Annotated in this window: 13 protein-coding genes; 9 read left to right on the forward strand and 4 right to left on the reverse strand. The window is 70.9% G+C overall.

Annotated features, from left to right (window positions below; all coding sequences use genetic code 11):
• Nucleotides 1-24: 24 nt before the first annotated feature.
• The 3 genes from OG413_RS17290 (at nt 25) to OG413_RS17300 (ending at nt 2,641) form a co-directional block, all read left to right on the forward strand.
• A complete protein-coding gene (locus tag OG413_RS17290; RefSeq protein WP_266806565.1) occupies nt 25-729 on the forward strand; it encodes a response regulator transcription factor in 705 nt (234 codons plus the stop codon).
• The gene (locus OG413_RS17295; RefSeq protein WP_266806567.1) at nt 726-2,183 is read left to right on the forward strand and encodes a HAMP domain-containing sensor histidine kinase; all 1,458 of its coding nucleotides are present in this window, start codon (nt 726-728) and stop codon (nt 2,181-2,183) included. Before OG413_RS17290 ends, OG413_RS17295 begins: the two co-directional genes overlap by 4 nt.
• 239 nt (nt 2,184-2,422) lie before the next feature.
• A complete protein-coding gene (locus tag OG413_RS17300; RefSeq protein ID WP_266806569.1) occupies nt 2,423-2,641 on the forward strand; it encodes a hypothetical protein in 219 nt (72 codons plus the stop codon).
• A 115-nt stretch (nt 2,642-2,756) separates the two neighbouring features.
• Here the strand turns inward: OG413_RS17300 and leuA are convergent, their stop codons facing one another.
• Nucleotides 2,757-4,577, reverse strand: coding sequence for a 2-isopropylmalate synthase (gene leuA, locus OG413_RS17305; RefSeq protein WP_266810211.1), 1,821 nt, complete (start codon nt 4,575-4,577; stop codon nt 2,757-2,759).
• A gap of 184 nt (nt 4,578-4,761) precedes the next feature.
• Between leuA and OG413_RS17310 the strand changes: the two genes are divergently transcribed.
• Complete coding sequence (locus OG413_RS17310; protein ID WP_266806570.1) at nt 4,762-5,475, forward strand: FadR/GntR family transcriptional regulator; 714 nt, start codon at nt 4,762-4,764, stop codon at nt 5,473-5,475.
• A gap of 31 nt (nt 5,476-5,506) precedes the next feature.
• Here the strand turns inward: OG413_RS17310 and OG413_RS17315 are convergent, their stop codons facing one another.
• Nucleotides 5,507-7,153 carry a bifunctional aspartate transaminase/aspartate 4-decarboxylase gene (locus OG413_RS17315; RefSeq protein WP_266806571.1) on the reverse strand — a complete coding sequence of 549 codons (1,647 nt, stop codon included), beginning with the start codon at nt 7,151-7,153 and terminating at the stop codon, nt 5,507-5,509.
• 129 nt (nt 7,154-7,282) lie between these two features.
• A complete protein-coding gene (gene aspT / locus OG413_RS17320) occupies nt 7,283-8,959 on the reverse strand; it encodes an aspartate-alanine antiporter (protein ID WP_266806573.1) in 1,677 nt (558 codons plus the stop codon).
• Nucleotides 8,960-9,695: 736 nt separating this feature from the next.
• Between aspT and OG413_RS17325 the strand changes: the two genes are divergently transcribed.
• From OG413_RS17325 to OG413_RS17345, 5 genes are all read left to right on the forward strand, one after another.
• A complete protein-coding gene (locus OG413_RS17325) occupies nt 9,696-11,018 on the forward strand; it encodes an ABC transporter substrate-binding protein (protein ID WP_266806575.1) in 1,323 nt (440 codons plus the stop codon).
• A 137-nt stretch (nt 11,019-11,155) separates the two neighbouring features.
• On the forward strand, nt 11,156-12,154 hold the full coding sequence (locus OG413_RS17330) for a carbohydrate ABC transporter permease (RefSeq protein ID WP_266806577.1): 999 nt from the start codon (nt 11,156-11,158) through the stop codon (nt 12,152-12,154).
• Between the two features lie 15 nt (nt 12,155-12,169).
• Nucleotides 12,170-13,087: a carbohydrate ABC transporter permease gene (locus OG413_RS17335; RefSeq protein ID WP_266806579.1), complete on the forward strand. Its 918-nt coding sequence runs from the start codon at nt 12,170-12,172 to the stop codon at nt 13,085-13,087.
• Between the two features lie 93 nt (nt 13,088-13,180).
• On the forward strand, nt 13,181-14,671 hold the full coding sequence (locus OG413_RS17340) for a GH1 family beta-glucosidase (RefSeq protein WP_266806581.1): 1,491 nt from the start codon (nt 13,181-13,183) through the stop codon (nt 14,669-14,671).
• A 231-nt stretch (nt 14,672-14,902) separates the two neighbouring features.
• On the forward strand, nt 14,903-15,934 hold the full coding sequence (locus OG413_RS17345; RefSeq protein WP_266806583.1) for a LacI family DNA-binding transcriptional regulator: 1,032 nt from the start codon (nt 14,903-14,905) through the stop codon (nt 15,932-15,934).
• A 647-nt stretch (nt 15,935-16,581) separates the two neighbouring features.
• On the opposite strand, the gene OG413_RS17350 is transcribed toward OG413_RS17345, so the two are convergent.
• Nucleotides 16,582-17,685 carry a methyltransferase domain-containing protein gene (locus OG413_RS17350; protein WP_266806585.1) on the reverse strand — a complete coding sequence of 368 codons (1,104 nt, stop codon included), beginning with the start codon at nt 17,683-17,685 and terminating at the stop codon, nt 16,582-16,584.
• Between the last annotated feature and the right edge of the window lie 283 nt (nt 17,686-17,968).

Genomic DNA, 17,968 nt, shown 5'->3' on the forward strand with positions numbered 1-17,968 from the left:
GTTGAATGGCGTACGGTGCCGCCCATGGCAAGTGTGCTCGTGGTCGAGGACGACCAGTTCGTACGTTCCGCCCTCATCCGGCACCTCAGTGAGGCCGCTCATACGGTACGGAGTGTGGGGACCGCGCTCGAAGCGCTGCGCGAGGTCGCGCACCACGGCTTCGACGTGGTCGTCCTCGACCTCGGACTGCCCGATCTCGACGGCGCCGAGGCACTGAAGATGCTCCGGTCCATCACCGACGTACCGGTGATCATCGCCACCGCGCGGGACGACGAGAGCGAGATCGTGCGGCTGCTCAACGACGGCGCGGACGACTATCTGACCAAGCCGTTCTCGGTCGAACACCTCTCGGCGCGGATGGCCGCCGTGCTGCGCCGCTCGCGCGCCTCGGGCGGTGAGGCGTCGCCGCCCAGGATCATCAGGGTCGGCGGGCTCGCCATCGACCCGCTGCGCCGCCAGGCCGAACTGGACGGCGCGGCCATCGATCTGACCCGCCGCGAATTCGACCTGCTGACCTTCCTCGCCGGACGGCCGGGCGTCGTCGTCCCGCGCAAGGAGCTGCTGGCCGAGGTCTGGCAGCAGTCCTACGGCGACGACCAGACCATCGACGTCCATCTGTCGTGGCTGCGCCGCAAGCTGGGCGAGACCGCGGCCCGCCCGCGCTATCTGCACACCCTGCGCGGCGTCGGCGTGAAGCTCCAGCCACCGGCCGTGGAACCGCCCGCATGAGATGGGCCCTGGCCAAGGTCTGTCTGGCGGTCACCGCCATGGTCGCGATCGCGTTCGCCGTACCGCTCGCGCTCGTCGTCAAGGAGATGGCCAGCGACCGGGCCTTCTCCGACGCGGAACGGCAGGCCGCCACGATCGGCCCGACCCTCTCCATCACCACCGACCGCAAGGAGCTGACCCGGGCCGTCCTGTCCACCGAACCGGGCGACGAGGGGCGGCTCGCCGTCCATGTCCCGGCCGCCGACGAGCCGGGGCGCCGGGCGCTGGAGATCGGCACCCGGCGCGCTCCGCGCGAGGACGTGGAGACCGCACGGAAGGACGGGCGCGCCTCCATCACCGCGGTGCGGGGCGGCTCCGCACTGCTCACGCCCATCGCCCTGGGCTCCGGGGACATCGCCGTCGTCGAGGTGTTCGTGCCCGAGGGCGAGGTCTCCCACGGGGTGGCCACCGCCTGGCTGATGCTGGCGGGTGTCGGCATCGCGCTGATCGTCGGCTCGGTGGCGGTCGCCGACCGGCTCGGCGTACGCATGGTGGAGCCCGCCCAGCGGCTCGCGGGCGCCGCCCAGGACCTGGGCGAGGGCAGGCTCGGGACCAGGGTCCCGGAGGAGGGGCCCACCGAACTGCGGTCCGCCGCGGTGGCGTTCAACTCGATGGCCGACCAGGTCGTCCAGCTCCTGGCCAACGAACGCGAACTGGCCGCCGACCTCTCGCACCGGCTGCGCACCCCGCTCACCGTGCTCCGGCTCAACGCCGCCTCGCTGGGCGAGGGGCCGGCCGCCGAGCAGACCCGGGCCGCGGTCGAGCAGTTGGAGCACGAGGTCGACACGATCATCCGTACCGCCCGCGAACAACGCCCGCAGACCCAGGGCGTGCAGAAGGGCGCGGGGGCCGGCTGCGACGCCTCCGAGGTGATCCGGGAGCGGATGGGCTTCTGGTCGGCGCTCGCCGAGGACGAGGGGCGCGAGGTGCGCCTCGCGGGAGTGGACCGTACGGTACGCATCCCGGTCGCCCGGCCCGAACTGGCCGCCGCCCTCGACGCGTTGCTCGGCAATGTCTTCCGGCACACCCCCGAGGGCACCGCCTTCGCGGTCGATGTGCACCACAGCGGCGACGCGGTGATCGTGCTGGTCTCGGACGCGGGTCCCGGGATCGCCGATCCGGAGGCGGCCCTGGCCCGGGGTTCCAGCGGCCGGGGCGGCGCGGCGGGCGCGGTGGGCTCGACCGGGCTCGGTCTGGACATCGTGCGCCGGGTCGCCGAGGCCACCGGCGGCGACCTGCGCATCGGCCGTTCGGTGCTCGGCGGTACGGAGGTCCGGATCTGGATCGGGCTGCACGGGAGCCGGCCGGAGCGGGGCGGCCGAGGACACGGGCGACGGGTGGGCCGTCAGCGGCGCGGAAAGATCCGCCGGAACGCGGAAGCCCGGGGCACCGGCGGCGCGGGCCCGACCCGCTGACCCGACCCACCAACCTGACCCGCTGATCCGACTCGCTGGTCCGCGAAGACCCGCACCACAGGCCGCCGCCTACCCGCACCACAGGCCGCCGCCGACCCGCACCATTAACCCGCGCCGATGGGTTCCTTAAGCCCGCCCTAAGAACCTCGACTCCGGACCGAATCACCCCCTTTGCCGGAATCGATGCCGCTAGCGTGCTCCCGAATCCCTCACTTCCGCAGGACAGAGGCAGGCACTCGATGGGCACCGGCACGCACCGCCGAACGGCGAGCACCCGCACCGGGGCGGTCGGCGCGACGTACACCAGGACCGGCGGCCGGAACAGCGGACACACCGGGCAGTACGTCACCGGCAAGGCCCGGTCCGACCGGGGCCTCGAATTCGGCCCCACCTTCCCGGTGATGCCCGAGGGCCTGACCCGGCAGGGTGTGGCCCTCGGGGTCGGCGCCTGCACGTAGCCACCCACCCCCCGCGCGCCCCGGCCGGTCCCCATCCCCCCCACCCCGGCCGGGGCGCGCGCCCCACCCCGGCCGGCGCGCGCCTCCGATGGCCCCGGCTCAGGCGCCTCCCGGCTCAGGCCGCCCGGTTCACCGCCGAGAGCACGGCCGTCACCGAGGCGGCCAGCACGGACGTGTCCTGGCCCGCACCCCAGCACCGCCGCCCGCCGACCAGGCACTCCACGTACGCCATCGCGGGGCTGCCCTGGCCCCGCCCCGTCGCGTGCTGCGTGTAGGTGAGGATCTCGACCTCGATCCCCACACCCGCCAGCGCGTGCGTGAACGCCGACACCGGGCCGTTGCCCGTGCCTTCGTACTCGCCCTCGCGCAGGCCGTCGTCCGTCCGGAGCGTGCAGACGAAGCGGTGCTCACCTGTCGGGCCGCGGTCCGCCGTCCAGGAGGTGAGGGCGACCGCGCCGTCCCGTCCCGGCCTCAGATACGTCGCCTCGAACAGCTCCCACAGGTCCTTCGGGGTGGCCTCCAGCCCGCTGTCGTCCGTGGCCGTCTGCACCGTACGGGAGAAGTCGGCCCGCATCGCGGCCGGCAGGTCCACGCCGTAGCTGCTGTGCAGCAGATGGGCGATGCCGCCCTTGCCGGACTGGCTGTTGACCCGGATGACCGCCTCGTAGCTACGGCCCACGTCGGCCGGGTCGATCGGCAGGTACGGCACCGACCAGAGCGCGGAACCGCTCGTCTCCTGGTGGGCCAGGCCCTTGCTGATGGCGTCCTGGTGGGTACCGGAGAACGCGGTGTAGACGAGGTCGCCGCCGTACGGGTGGCGCGGCGGCACCGGCAGCCGGTTGCAGTGCTCGACCGTGCGGCGGATCTCGTCGATGTCGGAGAAGTCGATCATCGGGTCGACCCCCTGGGCGTGCAGGTTCAGCGCGAGGTTCACCAGGTCCACGTTGCCCGTGCGCTCCCCGTTGCCGAACAGGCAGCCCTCCACGCGCTGGGCGCCCGCCAGCACGGCCAGTTCGGCGCAGGCCACCCCCGTACCGCGGTCGTGGTGCGGGTGCACCGAGAGGATCACCGAGTCCCGCCGGGCCAGGTTCCGGTGCATGTACTCGATCTGGTCCGCGTACACGTTCGGCGTCGCGATCTCCACCGTGGCCGGGAGGTTGTGGATCACCGGCCGGTCGGGGGAGGCGTCCCACAGTTCGGTCAGGCTGTCGCAGATCTCCAGGATGAAGTCCGGCTCGGTGAGGATGAAGACCTCGGGGGAGAACTCGAACCGGATGTCCGTGTCCGGCGCCGCCGCCGCGAGCCGCGCCATCTGTGTCGCCGCCTCCCGGATCACCCCGTGCACCTCGGCCCGGCTGCGGCCCAGCACCACCTCGCGCCAGACCGGCGCCGTCGGGATGTACAGGTGGACGACCGCGCGGTCCATCCCCGCCACGGACGCGAAGGTCCGCTCGATCAGGTCGGCCCTGGCCGGGGTGAAGACGACGGGGGTGACGTCGCCGGGCACCGCCCCGCTCTCCACCAGATGCCGTACGAAGTCGAAGTCCGTCCGGCTCGCGGAGGGGTAGCCGACCTCGATCTCCTTGAACCCCATCGTCACCAGCAGGTCGAACATCCGGCGCTTGCGCGGGGTGTCCATCGGTTCGGCCAGCGCCTGGTTGCCGTCCCGCAGGTCGACCGGCACCCAGAGGGGTGCCCGCTCGATCCGGGCGTCGGGCCAGCGACGGCCGGTCAGCGGCAGTTCGACGCGGTCGAAGGCGGAGCGGTAGCGGTGCGAGGGCATCTCGCTGGCGCGCTGCGGATTCCAGGCGGGCGCACCGGCCGGGACGGGGCCGCGCGGCGTACGGAGGGTGGGGAAGCCGTGCGTCGTGGACGTGGAGCCGGAGGTGGGGCCGGGCATGACGTCGGAGGTGGAGTCGGGCAGAAAGCCGGGCATGACGTCGGACATGGAAACGGTCTCTTCTCGGGTCGCCGGACGCGACCGGCACGGCACGGCACCCCGGCGGGGTGCCGGTCGCTTCAGGCCCCGCCGCGGCAGCCGAGAAGAAGGAGACCGCTGAGCGTCATGCCGGTACAGTAGCCACCGAACAAGTCCTCAGACAACCTGACAGGTGAAACTCGTGTCCTCGCCCGGTCCGCTCGGCCGACCCCTCGGCCCGCTCCGCCCCAGTCCCCTCGTCGAGCAGGCCACGGACCACCTGCGCGAGCAGATCACCGGCGGACAGTGGCCGGTCGGCACGAAGATTCCCGGCGAGACCACCCTGGCCAAGACCCTCGGGGTCGGCCGCTCCACGGTCCGCGAGGCCGTGCGCGCCCTGGCCGCGACCGGGCTGGTCCGGGCCCGGCAGGGCGCCGGGGTCTTCGTCATCGCCGATCGCCCGCACGAGGACTGGCCCACGCGGCTGCGCCGGGCCGCGGTCACCGATGTCTACGAGGTCCGGATGATCGTCGAGGTCGAGGCGGCCCGGCTCGCCGCCGAGCGCCGTACCGAGGACGACCTCGTCGCCCTGGACGGGGCGATGGCGGCCCGCCGGGCGGCGAGCGGCTGGGGGGACGCGGAGTTCGTCGACGCGGACATCGCGCTGCACCGGGCGGTCGTGGCCGCCGCACACAACCCCGTACTCACCGATCTGTTCGCGGAGTTCGCCCCCGCCCTGCGCCAGGGCCTGATCGACCTCGTCGACCTGCTGGACCTGCGCACCGCCCATCCCGGCCACGGTGAGGACACCCACGCCGCCCTCGTCCGGGCCGTTGTCGCGGGCGACGCGCAGGAGGCGGCCCGGACCGCCAGGGCCGAGCTGGAGGCCACGCTCGGCATGCTGCGGGGCGCCTGACCCGGCGCCCCGCGGCACCTGGACCGGGGGCCTACCGCGCCTGCCACTCCTGCGCGTACTCGTCGAAGATCGCCCGCAGATGGTGGCCGATCTTCAGGTAGTCCAGGTCGTCCAGGTTGGCCAGCGACACCCGTACCGACCACTCCGGTCCGTCGAAGCCGCCACCGTTCAGCAGCACCACCGAGGTCTGCTCGGCCAGCCGGAACAGCGGGTCGACCGGTTCGTAGTTCTTCTCCAGGAAGTCGGCGAACGGCTTCCCGTGGACGCGTTCGGCCTCCGCGAGCAGGTCCAGTTCGATGTAGTACGCGGCCCGCTTGGGGTCCTCGGAGACCTTCATGTGCACGCCCTCCAGCAGGAGTTCCAGGCGCTGCCGCACGATGGCGCGGATGCGGTGCTTGTACGCCTGGCCCTCGTCCAGCATGTCGAAGAGCGAGAAGAGCGACATCATCACCTGGTGGGGGAGCGACAGCCCGGCGGTGTGGTTCAGCGCCACCTGCCGGGAGTCCGCGACCAGCCGGTCGATGAACGCGATCTTCTCCGGCTCCAGCGACAGCGTCCCGTACCGCTTGTTCAGCCGGGCCTTCTCCTCCGGACCCTGCGCCGCCAGCATCGCGTCGATCACGTTGTCGTCGTGCAGCCCGATCACCCCGAGCCGCCAGCCCGTGGCGCCGTAGTGCTTGGAGTAGGAGTACACGAGGATCGTGTTGCGCGGCAGATCGGCGGCGAGCGAGCGGAAGTCCTCCACGAAGGTGCCGTACACATCGTCGGTCACGATGATCAGATTCGGGTTCCGCTCGGCGACGATCGACACGATCTGCTCGGAGACCGTCGGGGAGAGCGCCAGCGAGGGCGGGTTGCTGGGGTTGACGCAGCAGACCATCTTCACCGTCGGATCGGCGAGCTTGGCGATCTCCTCCGGCGGGTAGCGCCACTGCCGCACCCCGGTCTCCGTGAACAGACTGGCCTCGACACGGACCACGTCGAAGCCGTACGTGTCCAGCTCCGGGATCTCCAGGTACGGGGTGAACACCGGGACCATCAGGGCGATCCGGTCACCCTTCTTCAAGATCCCGTTCTTCAGCAGCGAGTCGAAGATGTAGCACATCGCCGCCGTGCCGCCCTCGGTGGCGAACAGGCTCAGGTTCTGCCCGGCGGGCGGACGGTGGTCGAACATCTCGTCCGCGACGTACCCGCGCACGATCTGCTCGGTGTGACGCAGAATCCGGCCGGGCACCGGGTAGTTGTCGCCGATCGAGGAGTCCGTCAGCTCATGGACGAAGGCGTCGGGGTCGAAGCCGAACCGCTTCACCGCCAGATCCACGCTCGCCCTGAGCAGTTCGATGCCGGGCAGCTCCGGGTGGGTACGGATGAAGTGCTCGAAGCGCTCCGCGCAGCCGACCTCCTCCGGCATGCCCCCCAGGTTGTCGGCCGTCCACACCCGGCGGGACTCGGAGATCGCGAAGTAGCCCAGCGCGTGGTACGCCTCGCGGGGGCCGGTGGCCACCCAGTTCGGGTTGCCGCGGCCCGCGTTGAGCATGGCCCGCGTCGTCTTGCCCTTCTGGCCGGGCTTGTCGCTCTGCGCCGACTGGGCGATCGCGATGAATTTGTCCTTCAGCTCGAACGGGCTGAGCCGGGCGAAGGAACGGATCTCTTCGCGGCTGAGGGTGGTCTTGGGCATGGTGGTCTCCGCTCCCGTGCGTTTCAGTGGTGGGGGATGACGATCAGCGGTACGACGGTGGCGACCGCCCCGAGGACGAGCGGCCCGGGTGGGGGCCGGAAGATGCTCCGGCCGAGGAAATCGATCACCTCAGGCTCCCAGGACACCGACGAGGATCGGCCCGGTGAGCGGCAGCAGGAAGTTCGAGAGCGTGTACGTGATCGTGTAGCCGAGCAGCGGTACGGAACTCTGGGCCACCTGGGTGATGGAGGTGATCGCGGGGGTGGAGCACTGCTGTCCGGCGATGGCGCCGATGAGCAGCGGTTTCTCGATCTTCAGCAGCTTGCGGCCGACGATCAGCGAGATCGTCGCCGGGACCAGCACCATGGCGATGCCCGCGAACGGCAGCAGCGCCCCGTACTCCTTGAGCAGCGGCCAGGCCTGCGGCCCGGCGGTCAGCCCCGTACAGGCGATGAAGACCGCCAGGCCCAGGTCCTTGAGCGTGCTCGCGGCCTGCGGCGGGAAGGCGCCGAAGGTCTGCTTGCGGGAGCGGAACCAGCCGAAGATCAGGCCGGAGATCAGACAGCCGCCACCGGTGCCGAGCGACATGGGGATGTCACCGGCGTTGATGACGATCTGGCCCAGCAGGGAGCCCGCCACGATGCCGAACCCGATGTAGATGAAGTCGGTCGTGTCGTTCTTGACCACGGCGCCGATCTTCGCGACCAGCTTGTTCAGCCCGCCGCGCGCACCGACCAGGGTCAGCACGTCACCGCGGTAGAGCGTGGTGCGGCCCGAGGCGGGCAACTGCTGGTCGTTGCGCACGACCTCGGTGATGTAGACCCCGTCCGCGCGGAATTCGGGATGGGCCTGCTCCAGCTGGTCGATGGTCCGGCCGTGGGTGGCCTTCTCGGTGACGGCGACCTGCTTGGTGGCCAGCGGGGTGTCGAGGCCCGGAATGGCGGGTGTCTCGGGGCCGATCTCCCGGCCCGCCTCGATGATGGCCGTGCGTCGCCCGACGACCTGGATCAGGTCGCTGAGCGTCAGTTCCAGGTCGGCGGCGGGCGTCAGCAGCTTGCTGCCGCGCTTGACGCCCTCGACCGTGACCTGGCCGCCGAGCGCGGTCTCCAGCTCACCGATGGTGCGCCCGTCGGCCAGGGTCACAAGATAGGTGCGGCCGACCATGCCGGGCAGTGCCTCGCGCTCGTCGGACTCCAGCCCGGCCGCGCCGCCGCGCATCTTCTCCCAGAGTTCGCGCGAGGCGTCCGCCAGGTTGATCCGCAGCAGCATCGGCATGATCTGACTGGTGAAGAGCACGATGGTGATCAGGCCGAACAGATAGCAGACCGTGTACGCGGTGGCGACATGCCCCTGGTACTGGGAGATCTGGCCGGCGGTCAGATCGCTGAGCTTGCCGATGGCCTCGGTGGCCGTACCCACGACCGCGGACTCGGTGGCCGCGCCCGCCAGGATGCCGGCGGCGGTGCCGACGTCCAGGTCGAACGCCTTGGCCAGGCCGTAGGCGATGCCGAGGACACAGACCAGCTCGATCAGGCAGAGCGCGAAGAAGCGCAGGCTCTTGCGGTTGAGGTTGGCGAAGAACTGAGGGCCCGCCATGTAGCCGAGCGAGAAGATGAACAGTGCGAAGAAGACGGTCTTGACGTCGTCGTTGACGCTGATGTGCCGGGTGCCGAGCAGCAGCGAGACGATCAGCGTCCCGCAGATGCCGCCGAGCGTGATCGGGCCGACGCGGAGCTTGCCGACCAGGTATCCGGCGGCAAGGCAGAGGAAGAGCGCCAGTTCGGGATGGTCACGGATGACACCCATCGCGCCTCACCCGCCCAGCGGGGAGTCGGTGATCAAAAAGGGCATAAGGGTGAAATTAGCAGCAGTTGGGCACGGAGATGCTTCACTGCGCGGACCCCGCGCTCGCGGGTCTTCCTCGGGTGGCCGGGGGGCTGGTCGAGGGCCTGGTCGGGGATGGCCGGGAGTTGGCCGAGGGGTGGGTCGCGGCGTAACCGAGGGGTGGGCCGGGGGCGGCCGAGGGGTGGGTCGAGAGGGCGGGCCTTCGGGAAAGAACGCGGAACCGGCCCGGTCGGGGCGCTCGATGCCATGGCCCGTTCACCTTCCGGCGGCCGGGCCGCGATACCCGGCTCCCCGTCGGGGTACGCCGGGGAGTCGGGCGGCCGGGGTGCGCGGGGATGATCCCCGCCGCCGCCGGAGGCGGACCTCGCCGCCGCACGGGCGCCTGACCTACGCGCATGAACCCATGGGACGGACGGGCGATCAGAAGCCCCGGCAGGGGCGCAAGGTGTCGCGCGGGCACGTTCGCGTGACGTGATGGACACGCTCGGGCAACGGAAACGTCTTCAACTCTTGACACTCACCCCCTTGAGGCAGCAACCTTCCGACATCGACGCATGGGAGCGCTCCCACATCGCACGCGAACCTCGTGCGCATGGCACTGCCCGTGCCTCCCCCAGTACCACCTGCCGTCGTCCGCGCCGCTCCCCGGGGCCCCGCGGAGCGACGCCAGTCCCACCCTGGAACAAGGAGTAGTGGAATGCGCATCACCCGCAGCGTTGCCGGTCGACGCCGTAGAACCGCGATCGTGGCCACCACGGGCCTGACGGTCTCCGCCCTCTTGCTCACCGCGTGCGGCGGCTCCTCGGACTCCGGCGGCGGAGCCGACGCCGACGGGAACATCACGCTGACCGTCGCCGACTTCGGGCAGTTCGGGTACAAGGAGGCCGGGCTCTTCGAGAAGTACCACGAGCTCAACCCGAAGATCACCGTCAAGGAGGACACCACCGCCGAGGAGAAGAACTACTACCCCAAGCTGCTTCAGCAGCTGAACTCGGGCAGTGGGCTGGCGGATGTCCAGGGGATCGAGGTCGGCCGGATCAAGGAGATCGTCGACACCAAGGCGGACGCGTTCGCCGACCTCGGCAAGGTGATAGACGTCGACGAGTGGGTGTTGTGGAAGGAGAAGCAGGCCACGGCTCCCAGCGGCGCCGTGATCGGCGCGGGCACGGACATCGGCCCGATGTCCCTCTGCTACAACACCGAGCTCTTCGCGAAGGCCGGTCTGCCGACGGACCGCACCGAGGTCGCCGAGCGGACCGCCGGGGGCTGGGAGGACTTCCTCGCGCTCGGTGAGGAGTTCAAGAAGAAGGCGCCCAAGGGCACGTACTTCATGGACTCCGCGAGCGCGATGTTCAACGCCGTGGTCAGCTCGAACGCGAAGCAGTACTACGACGAGAGCGGCAAGCCGGTCTACCAGGACAGCCCCAGCGTCAAGCAGGGCTGGGGCCTGGCCGCCGAGGCCGCGTCGAAGAAGCTGACCCAGGGCCTCGCGCAGTTCGAGGACCCGTGGCAGGCCGCCCTGCGCAAGGGCACCATCGCGACGGTGGTGTGCCCCGCGTGGATGGCCGGTCAGATCTCGACCTACGCCGGTGACGCCAACAAGGGCAAGTGGGACATCACCACCGCCCCCGGTGCGACCGCCGCCAACTGGGGCGGCTCCTTCCTCTCCGTACCGAAGTCCGGCAAGAACGTGGACGAGGCCATGAAGCTCGTCAAGTGGCTGACCGCCCCCGAGCAGCAGGCCGCCGTCTTCAAGGCGATCGGTGTGTTCCCGTCCAACAAGGGCGCGTACGAGCTGCCCGACGTGAAGAACGCGACCCTCCCGTACTTCAACAACGCCCCGATCGGCCAGATCTACGCGGATGAGGCGACGTCCATCCCCGAGGCGGTCATCGGCCCGAAGGACGGCGTGATCAAGGACTCCATCTCCACCCAGATCAACAACATGGAGCAGCGCGGGACCAGCCCCGACGACGCCTGGGACGCGGCGACCAAGGCCATCGACAAGGCGATCGGCTGAACCGCCGCCGGTGCGGGCGGCCGTCCGCCGCCCGCACCGGCGCCTCGGGCGAAACCGCCCTCATCCCCACCCCCGTCTCCGGTCCGGCCGCTCACCGCGTCGTCCTGCCGGCGCACCCCAGGGAAGGACTCCCACCCGTGGCAACCTCGACCCCGACCCGGGACGCGTACGCCCCGCCACCCGGTGACCCCCAGCGCGAACACCGGGCCGCCCGACGCCAGTTGTGGCGGAGCCGGCTGTGGCGGTTCGACGACAAGGCGTCCCCGTACGCGTACATCGCGCCGTTCTTCCTCGTCTTCGCCGCCTTCGGGCTCTACCCGCTCATCTACACCGGCTGGATAGCCCTGCACCGGGTGGAGATGACCGGCCTGGACCACATGGAGTGGGTCGGCTGGGGGAACTTCGACCGGATCCTGCACGACTCCGAGTTCTGGACGGCGGTCAGCAACACCTTTCTGATCGGGGTCATCTCGACCGTTCCGCAGCTGCTCGTCGCGCTGGGCCTGGCCCATCTGCTGAACTACAAGCTGCGGGCCAGCACGTTCTGGCGCACCATCATCCTGACCCCGTACGCCACTTCGGTGGCCTCGGCCACCCTCGTCTTCGCGCTGGTCTTCCGCGCCGACGGCGGTCTGCTGAACTGGGTGCTCCACTTCGTCGGCTTCGGTGACACCAACTGGGTCAACGGGCACTGGACGTCGAAGATCGCCATCTCCGTGATCGTGATCTGGCGCTGGACGGGGTACAACGCCCTGATCTACCTGGCCGCCATGCAGGCGGTACCGAACGACCTGTACGAGGCCGCCTCGCTCGACGGCGCGTCGCGCTGGCAGCAGTTCCGCAAGGTGACCATCCCCTCGCTGCGGCCGACGATCCTCTTCACGATCGTCATCTCGACCATCGGTTCGATGCAGTTGTTCGCCGAGCCCCTGCTCCTGGAGGGCGGCTCGCTCGGCGCCACCGGCGGCAACGAGAATCAGTACGAGACGCTCAGCGTCTACCTCTACAACTACGGCTGGAATCTCGGGCATCTGGGCCCGGCCGCCGCCGTGGCCTGGGCGATGCTCGCCCTCCTGCTCATCATCGCCGCGGTCAACTGGCTCATCGGCCGCTTCACACGCACCTCAGCGGCCTGACCGGGAGCGAATTCCATGACCATGACCAGCCCCACCCAAGCCCCGCGGGCCCTCCCGCCGAAGCCCGAACGCCGGACACCGCGGCGCACGAACCGCTTCCGGATGGGCGCGGGCCAGCAGATGAAGGGCGGCCCGTTCGCCTACGCCGCGCTGATCGTCGTCGGTATCGGTTCGCTGCTGCCGCTCTACTGGACGCTCGTGGCGGCGTCCCGCACCCAGGACGAAGTCCTCGCCGGCACCCCGCCGTTCCTGCCGGGCGGGCGGCTGTTCGACAACCTGCGGACGGCCTGGGAACAGGCGAACCTCGGCAAGGCGATCGTCAACAGCATCGTCGTCTCCGCGTCGATCACCGCGGCGACGCTGTTCTTCTGCACGCTGGCCGGTTACGCCTTCGCCAAGATGCGCTTCCGCGGCCGCGGCTGGCTGATGACCGCGGTCATCGCCACGCTGACGATCCCGCCGCAGCTCAGCGTCGTCCCGCTGTTCATGATGATGTCCGGCCTCGGCTGGGGCGGGCAGCTGGAGTCGGTGATCTTCCCGACCCTGGTGAGCGCCTTCGGCGTCTTCTTCATGCGTCAGTACCTGATCGAGGCGCTGCCGTACGAACTCATCGAGGCGGCCAGGATCGACGGAGCGAACAACCTGCGCATCGTGGTGAGCGTGGTGCTCCCGGTGGCCCGCCCGGCGATGATGGTGCTGGGCATGCTCACGTTCGTCCAGGCGTGGAACGACTTCTTCTGGCCCTACCTCGCGCTGAACCAGCAGAACCCGACCCTCCAGGTCGCGCTGGGGCAGCTCAGCGCCTCCTACACCCCTGACCAGAGCATCGTCATGGCGGGCGCGCTGATCAGCACGCTGCCGCTGCTCGTGGTGTTCGTCCTCTTCGGGAAGAAGATCGTCGGAGGGATCATGTCCGGCGCGGTCAAGGGGTGACACCCGCCCACCACCGTCCTTCCCTTTCTCCTTCCCCTGCCCCTGCCCCCTGCCCCAGCCCCCTGCCCCACCCACTCATGGGAGCGCTCCCGAATGACTGTCGTACGACCTGACGCCACCCTCACGCCCACCACCGCCACCGTCCCGTACGGGGAACCCGCGGCGCCCCTCTTCCCGGCGGGCTTCGTCTGGGGCGCCGCGACCGCCGCCTACCAGGTGGAGGGCGCCGCCGCCGAGGACGGCCGCACCCCCTCCATCTGGGACACCTTCAGCCACACACCGGGCAAGGTCCGCAACGGCGACACCGGCGACATCGCCGCCGACCACTACCACCGCTACGGCGACGACGTCGCGCTGATGAAGCGGCTCGGGCTCAAGGCGTACCGCTTCTCCGTCTCCTGGTCCCGCGTCCAGCCCACCGGCCGCGGCCCCGCCGTCGAGCGCGGCCTGGACTTCTACCGCAAGCTCGTCGACGAGCTGCTGGCGGCGGGCATCACTCCCGTCGCCACGCTCTACCACTGGGACCTCCCGCAGGAGCTGGAGGACGCGGGCGGCTGGCCCGAGCGCGCCACCGCCGAACGCTTCGCCGACTACGCCGCCATCATGGCCGGTGCGCTCGGTGACCGGGTCGGCATGTGGACCACGCTCAACGAGCCCTGGTGCTCGGCCTTCCTCGGTTACGGCTCCGGAGTGCACGCCCCCGGCCGCACCGAACCGGCCGCCGCGCTGCGGGCCGCCCACCACCTCAACCTCGCCCACGGCCGGGCGGCCGGGATCCTGCGCGACCGGCTCCCCGCCGCCGCGCAGATCTCGGTCACCCTCAACCTCCACCAGGTCCGCCCGCTGACCGCGAGCGCCGAGGACGCGGACGCCGCCCGCCGGATCGACGCGGTGGGCAACCGGGTCTTCACCGGCCCGATGCTGCGGGGCGAGTACCCCGAGGACCTGATCGCCGACACCGCGCACCTGGTCGACTGGTCCACGCTCGTCCGGGACAGCGACCTGCCGACGATCTCCCGCCCCGTCGACGTACTCGGCGTCAACTACTACACACCGACGATCGTCTCCACGCCCGCCTCCGGCGCGGGTGACACCCGCAACGACGGCCACGGCAACAGCGACCACTCCCCGTGGCCCGGCTCCGAGCACGTCGCCTTCCACCTCGCCGAGGGCAGGCCGCGTACGGCGATGAACTGGTCGGTGGACCCCGACGGACTGTACGACCTGCTCCTCGACGTCACCCGTGACCACCCGGGCCTGCCCCTGATGGTCACGGAGAACGGCGCCGCGTTCGACGACCACGTGACCCCCGAGGGCACGGTCGAGGACCCCGAGCGGATCGCCTACCTGCGCGGCCATCTGGACGCCGTACAGCGGGCCGTGGCCGACGGGGCGGACGTACGGGGCTACTTCCTCTGGTCGCTGATGGACAACTTCGAGTGGGCGTACGGGTACTCGAAGCGCTTCGGCGCGGTGTACGTCGACTACGCGTCCCAGCTGCGCACCCCCAAGGCGAGCGCCCACTGGTACGCCGACGTGATCCGCCGCCACGCGCTGCCCCCGGTGCCGGACGCGCACGCCTGACCGCCGCGGCACCACGAAGCCGGGAGACCCCGCACCACCGGACGGGGTCTCCCGGCTTTCGCGCGCTTACGGAACCCGGCGACGATCACCGTTCCCGGTCTCCTGCCCGTAGACTCGGCACGTCTGGGAGCGCTCCCAAGCGGCACGGTCCGGCCCCCGCCGGGACGAAACCTCCGAGACTTGGATTGACTTTGCGGCTGTGAGAAATTGACCGGGAACGGGGAGGCAGCCATGGCGGCAGCGCGAGTACGGAGCGGTGGGCGGCCCACGCTCGAAGAAGTGGCGGCACGGGCGGGAGTAGGCCGGGGCACCGCCTCCCGCGTCATCAACGGCTCGCCGCGGGTCAGCGCGCAGACCCGCGAGGCGGTCCAGGCGGCGGTCGCGGAGCTGGGCTACGTACCCAACCGGGCCGCCAGGGCCCTCGCGGGCAACCGCACCGACGCCATCGCCCTGGTCGTCCCCGAACCCGAGACCCGCTTCTTCGCCGAGCCGTACTTCTCCGACATCGTGCGCGGTGTCGGCGCCGCGCTCGCCGACACCGAGATGCAACTGCTGCTCACCCTCGTGGGCAACGACCGGGAACGCCGCCGGCTCGCCCAGTACCTGACCGCCCACCGCGTCGACGGGGTCCTGCTGGTCTCCGTGCACGCCGACGACCCGCTGCCCGACCTGCTCGAACAGCTCGGGATGCCCTCCGTGATCAGCGGCCGCAGAAGTGCCGCCGAACCTCTCGCCTCGGTGGACTCCGACAACTTCGGGGGTGCGAGGGCCGCCGTCGGCCACCTGGTCTCCCGGGGCCGCCGTTCCGTCGCCACCATCACCGGACGCCTGGAGGTCTACGGCGCCCAACGCCGCCTGGACGGCTACCGCACGGCCGTCGCCGCGGCGGGCCTGGCCCCCGACGAACGCCTCATCGCCCCCGCCGACTTCACCGAGGAGGGCGGCGCCCGCGCGATGCGCGAACTCCTGGCCCGCCGCCCCGACCTCGACGCGGTCTTCGCCGGCTCCGACGTGATGGCCGCGGGCGCCCGCCAGGTCCTGCGCGAGGCCGGCCGCCGCATCCCCGACGACGTGGCCCTGATCGGCTTCGACGACTCGGTCATCGCCCGCCACATGGACCCGGCCCTCACCAGCGTCCGCCAGCCGATCGAGGAGATGGGCCGCACGATGGCCAGGGTCCTCCTGGACGAGATCGCGGGCCGCTCGGAAGAACGCCCGAGGATCGTGCTGCCGACGGAACTGGTGGTACGGGACTCGTCGTGAAGGCGCGGTGTACGTAACGCGGCTGACGGTCCGACAGAGATGCTGCGCGTGCTGCCCGGTGGGCCGGGTGAGACGGGTGAGCCGGGCGGGCATGCGGCCGACCGCTCACCGAGAACACCCGTTGGTCCCGCTGTGCAGGTCATTCACACGCATGGGTGACTGCGCTCGATGCGCATGCCGGGACAAGATCAAATACATGAAAGCTTCCTTGATCCGCCGGGCGTGTGCCGCGGCACTGGTGCCGGCGACGGTCACACCCCCCGCGCTGGCGGCCCAGTCGGACGGCACCCCCGCGTGAGAAGGCAGTTCGGCCCGCCCCGCCACAGGAGTGTGACCCCGTGTCCGGGGTACCGGGCCATGTGCTCGGTCTCGACGGGGAACTCGTGGACGCCGCCGCCGTGGTGGCACTTCACTCGGACCCCCTCTCGGCGTGCTCCGGGGTGGTGGCCCGGGCGTTCGGCCATTCCCTGTCGTCTCGGGCGGCACGCCGGACGTATTGGCGACCCGTGCGGCCACGGGGCTGGGTGTATCGGGCAAGGCGCCGGGGCACTCCGCCCAGCAGTACCCGTACCCGATCGGCGTCCCGCTCACGGGGTTCGTCCGTGAGTCGGGTCCCGGCCGTGCGCACGGCCGGGACCCCGCTGCACCTACGCCCTCGTGGGCTCGATGACCGTATGCGGATCACGCAGCCAGACCTGCTGGGCCCGGTCGGTCACGGTCATCCCGAACCGGTCGGGCCCCGGCCGGCCGAGCCGCTCGTACTCCCACCATGCCTGCTCGATCTCCTCCCACAGGAGCCCCGGACCGTACTGCCAGACGTCCTCCCCGGTGACCGCGATCGCGGCGGCCCCGTTCTCGCGGCTCACCCACACCTGAGCGCCGTCAGGGGTGTCCTTGTGGGTGACTCGGACGCCGGGCAGCCGTGCCCCGGCGTACAGCGCGAAGCCGAGGTCCAGGATCTGCGCGGGATCCGGCCCCGCAGAGCGGGGCCGTCCCTTGCCCTCGACCTGGTGGGCGGTCGGGCGGTGAGATCGCATCGGCATGTACGACGCGCCGCCGGCGAACATGCCGACCGCGGTGCTGTCCTCCTTGACGTGGAGCCGGACCAGGGCGCCGGACCAGAAGTCGCGAGTGAGCGGGGCGACGATGATCCCGCCCGGCCGGACCTGCCGGACCAGGGCATGCGGGATGTGCCGGAGAGCGCACGTCGCGATCAGCCGGTCGACCGGACCCAGGCCGGGCCAGGGCTGCTCGCCGTCCCCGATGCGCAGGTGCGGCCGATAGCCGGCGCCCGCGATGGCGTCCGCGGCCTGCCGTGCGAGGACGGGGTCCAGTTCGATGCTGTAGACCTGCTCGTCACCGAGCCGCTCGGAGAGCAGGGCGGCGACGTGCCCGGTCCCGGTGCCGATCTCCAGCGCCCGGTGCCCGTCCTCGACCTGGAGCAGCCCGAGCATTCGGGCGACCATCGACGGCTGGGAGTTGGAGGATGTCGCGATGCCGGGCCCGCCCTCGGCTCCGTCGTCGAGCTGGGTGACGACTGGCTCGTCCGAATGGACCAGGGCCAGCCGGCCGTCCGTGCCGCCGACCGGCTCGCACCGGTCGGGGAGCTGACGCCAGGCGGTCTCCGGAATGAAATGCATCCGCGGCACTGCCTCCCACGCCTGCCGCCAGTTGCTGTCGAGCAGCCCTCGGTCGACGAGGTCCTGGACCAACTTCTGGCAGGTGGGGGCCTGCCGCTGTGCGGTGCTCACGACTGCCCGGCGTGCTTCTGGGGGCCGCTGCCGTCCGGAGACGGCGCCGGAGACGGATCTGGTGTCCACGGCTTGTCCGAGGGGGCGCCGCCGTGCTTACCGTCGCTGGCCCGCTGCGGGCAGTGCTCATGCGTCTGCCCTTCGTCCGTGACCGCCCAGCGGCGGCCGGGTGATCCGCGGGGGCATGCTCTGCCGCTCCTCGCGCCACGCCATTTTGAGCTTGGGCTCGGTATCGCAGCCCGATCCCTTTTTGCACGCGTCGCACGTCACTGTGTGGCCTACC

It is taken from the genome of Streptomyces sp. NBC_01433, from assembly GCF_026340105.1.
Lineage (GTDB): Bacteria > Actinomycetota > Actinomycetes > Streptomycetales > Streptomycetaceae > Streptomyces.

Bases quoted from the DNA above. Each gene is read 5' to 3' on its own strand.
- OG413_RS17335 (WP_266806579.1), top strand. From the start codon at position 12,170: ATGACCATGACCAGCCCCACCCAAGCCCCGCGGGCCCTCCCGCCGAAG.
- OG413_RS17340 (WP_266806581.1), top strand. From the start codon at position 13,181: ATGACTGTCGTACGACCTGACGCCACCCTCACGCCCACCACCGCCACC.
- aspT (WP_266806573.1), bottom strand. From the start codon at position 8,959: ATGGGTGTCATCCGTGACCATCCCGAACTGGCGCTCTTCCTCTGCCTT.
- leuA (WP_266810211.1), bottom strand. From the start codon at position 4,577: ATGCCCGGCTTTCTGCCCGACTCCACCTCCGACGTCATGCCCGGCCCC.
- OG413_RS17325 (WP_266806575.1), top strand. From the start codon at position 9,696: ATGCGCATCACCCGCAGCGTTGCCGGTCGACGCCGTAGAACCGCGATC.
- OG413_RS17295 (WP_266806567.1), top strand. From the start codon at position 726: ATGAGATGGGCCCTGGCCAAGGTCTGTCTGGCGGTCACCGCCATGGTC.
- OG413_RS17290 (WP_266806565.1), top strand. From the start codon at position 25: ATGGCAAGTGTGCTCGTGGTCGAGGACGACCAGTTCGTACGTTCCGCC.
- OG413_RS17345 (WP_266806583.1), top strand. From the start codon at position 14,903: ATGGCGGCAGCGCGAGTACGGAGCGGTGGGCGGCCCACGCTCGAAGAA.
- OG413_RS17300 (WP_266806569.1), top strand. From the start codon at position 2,423: ATGGGCACCGGCACGCACCGCCGAACGGCGAGCACCCGCACCGGGGCG.
- OG413_RS17315 (WP_266806571.1), bottom strand. From the start codon at position 7,153: ATGCCCAAGACCACCCTCAGCCGCGAAGAGATCCGTTCCTTCGCCCGG.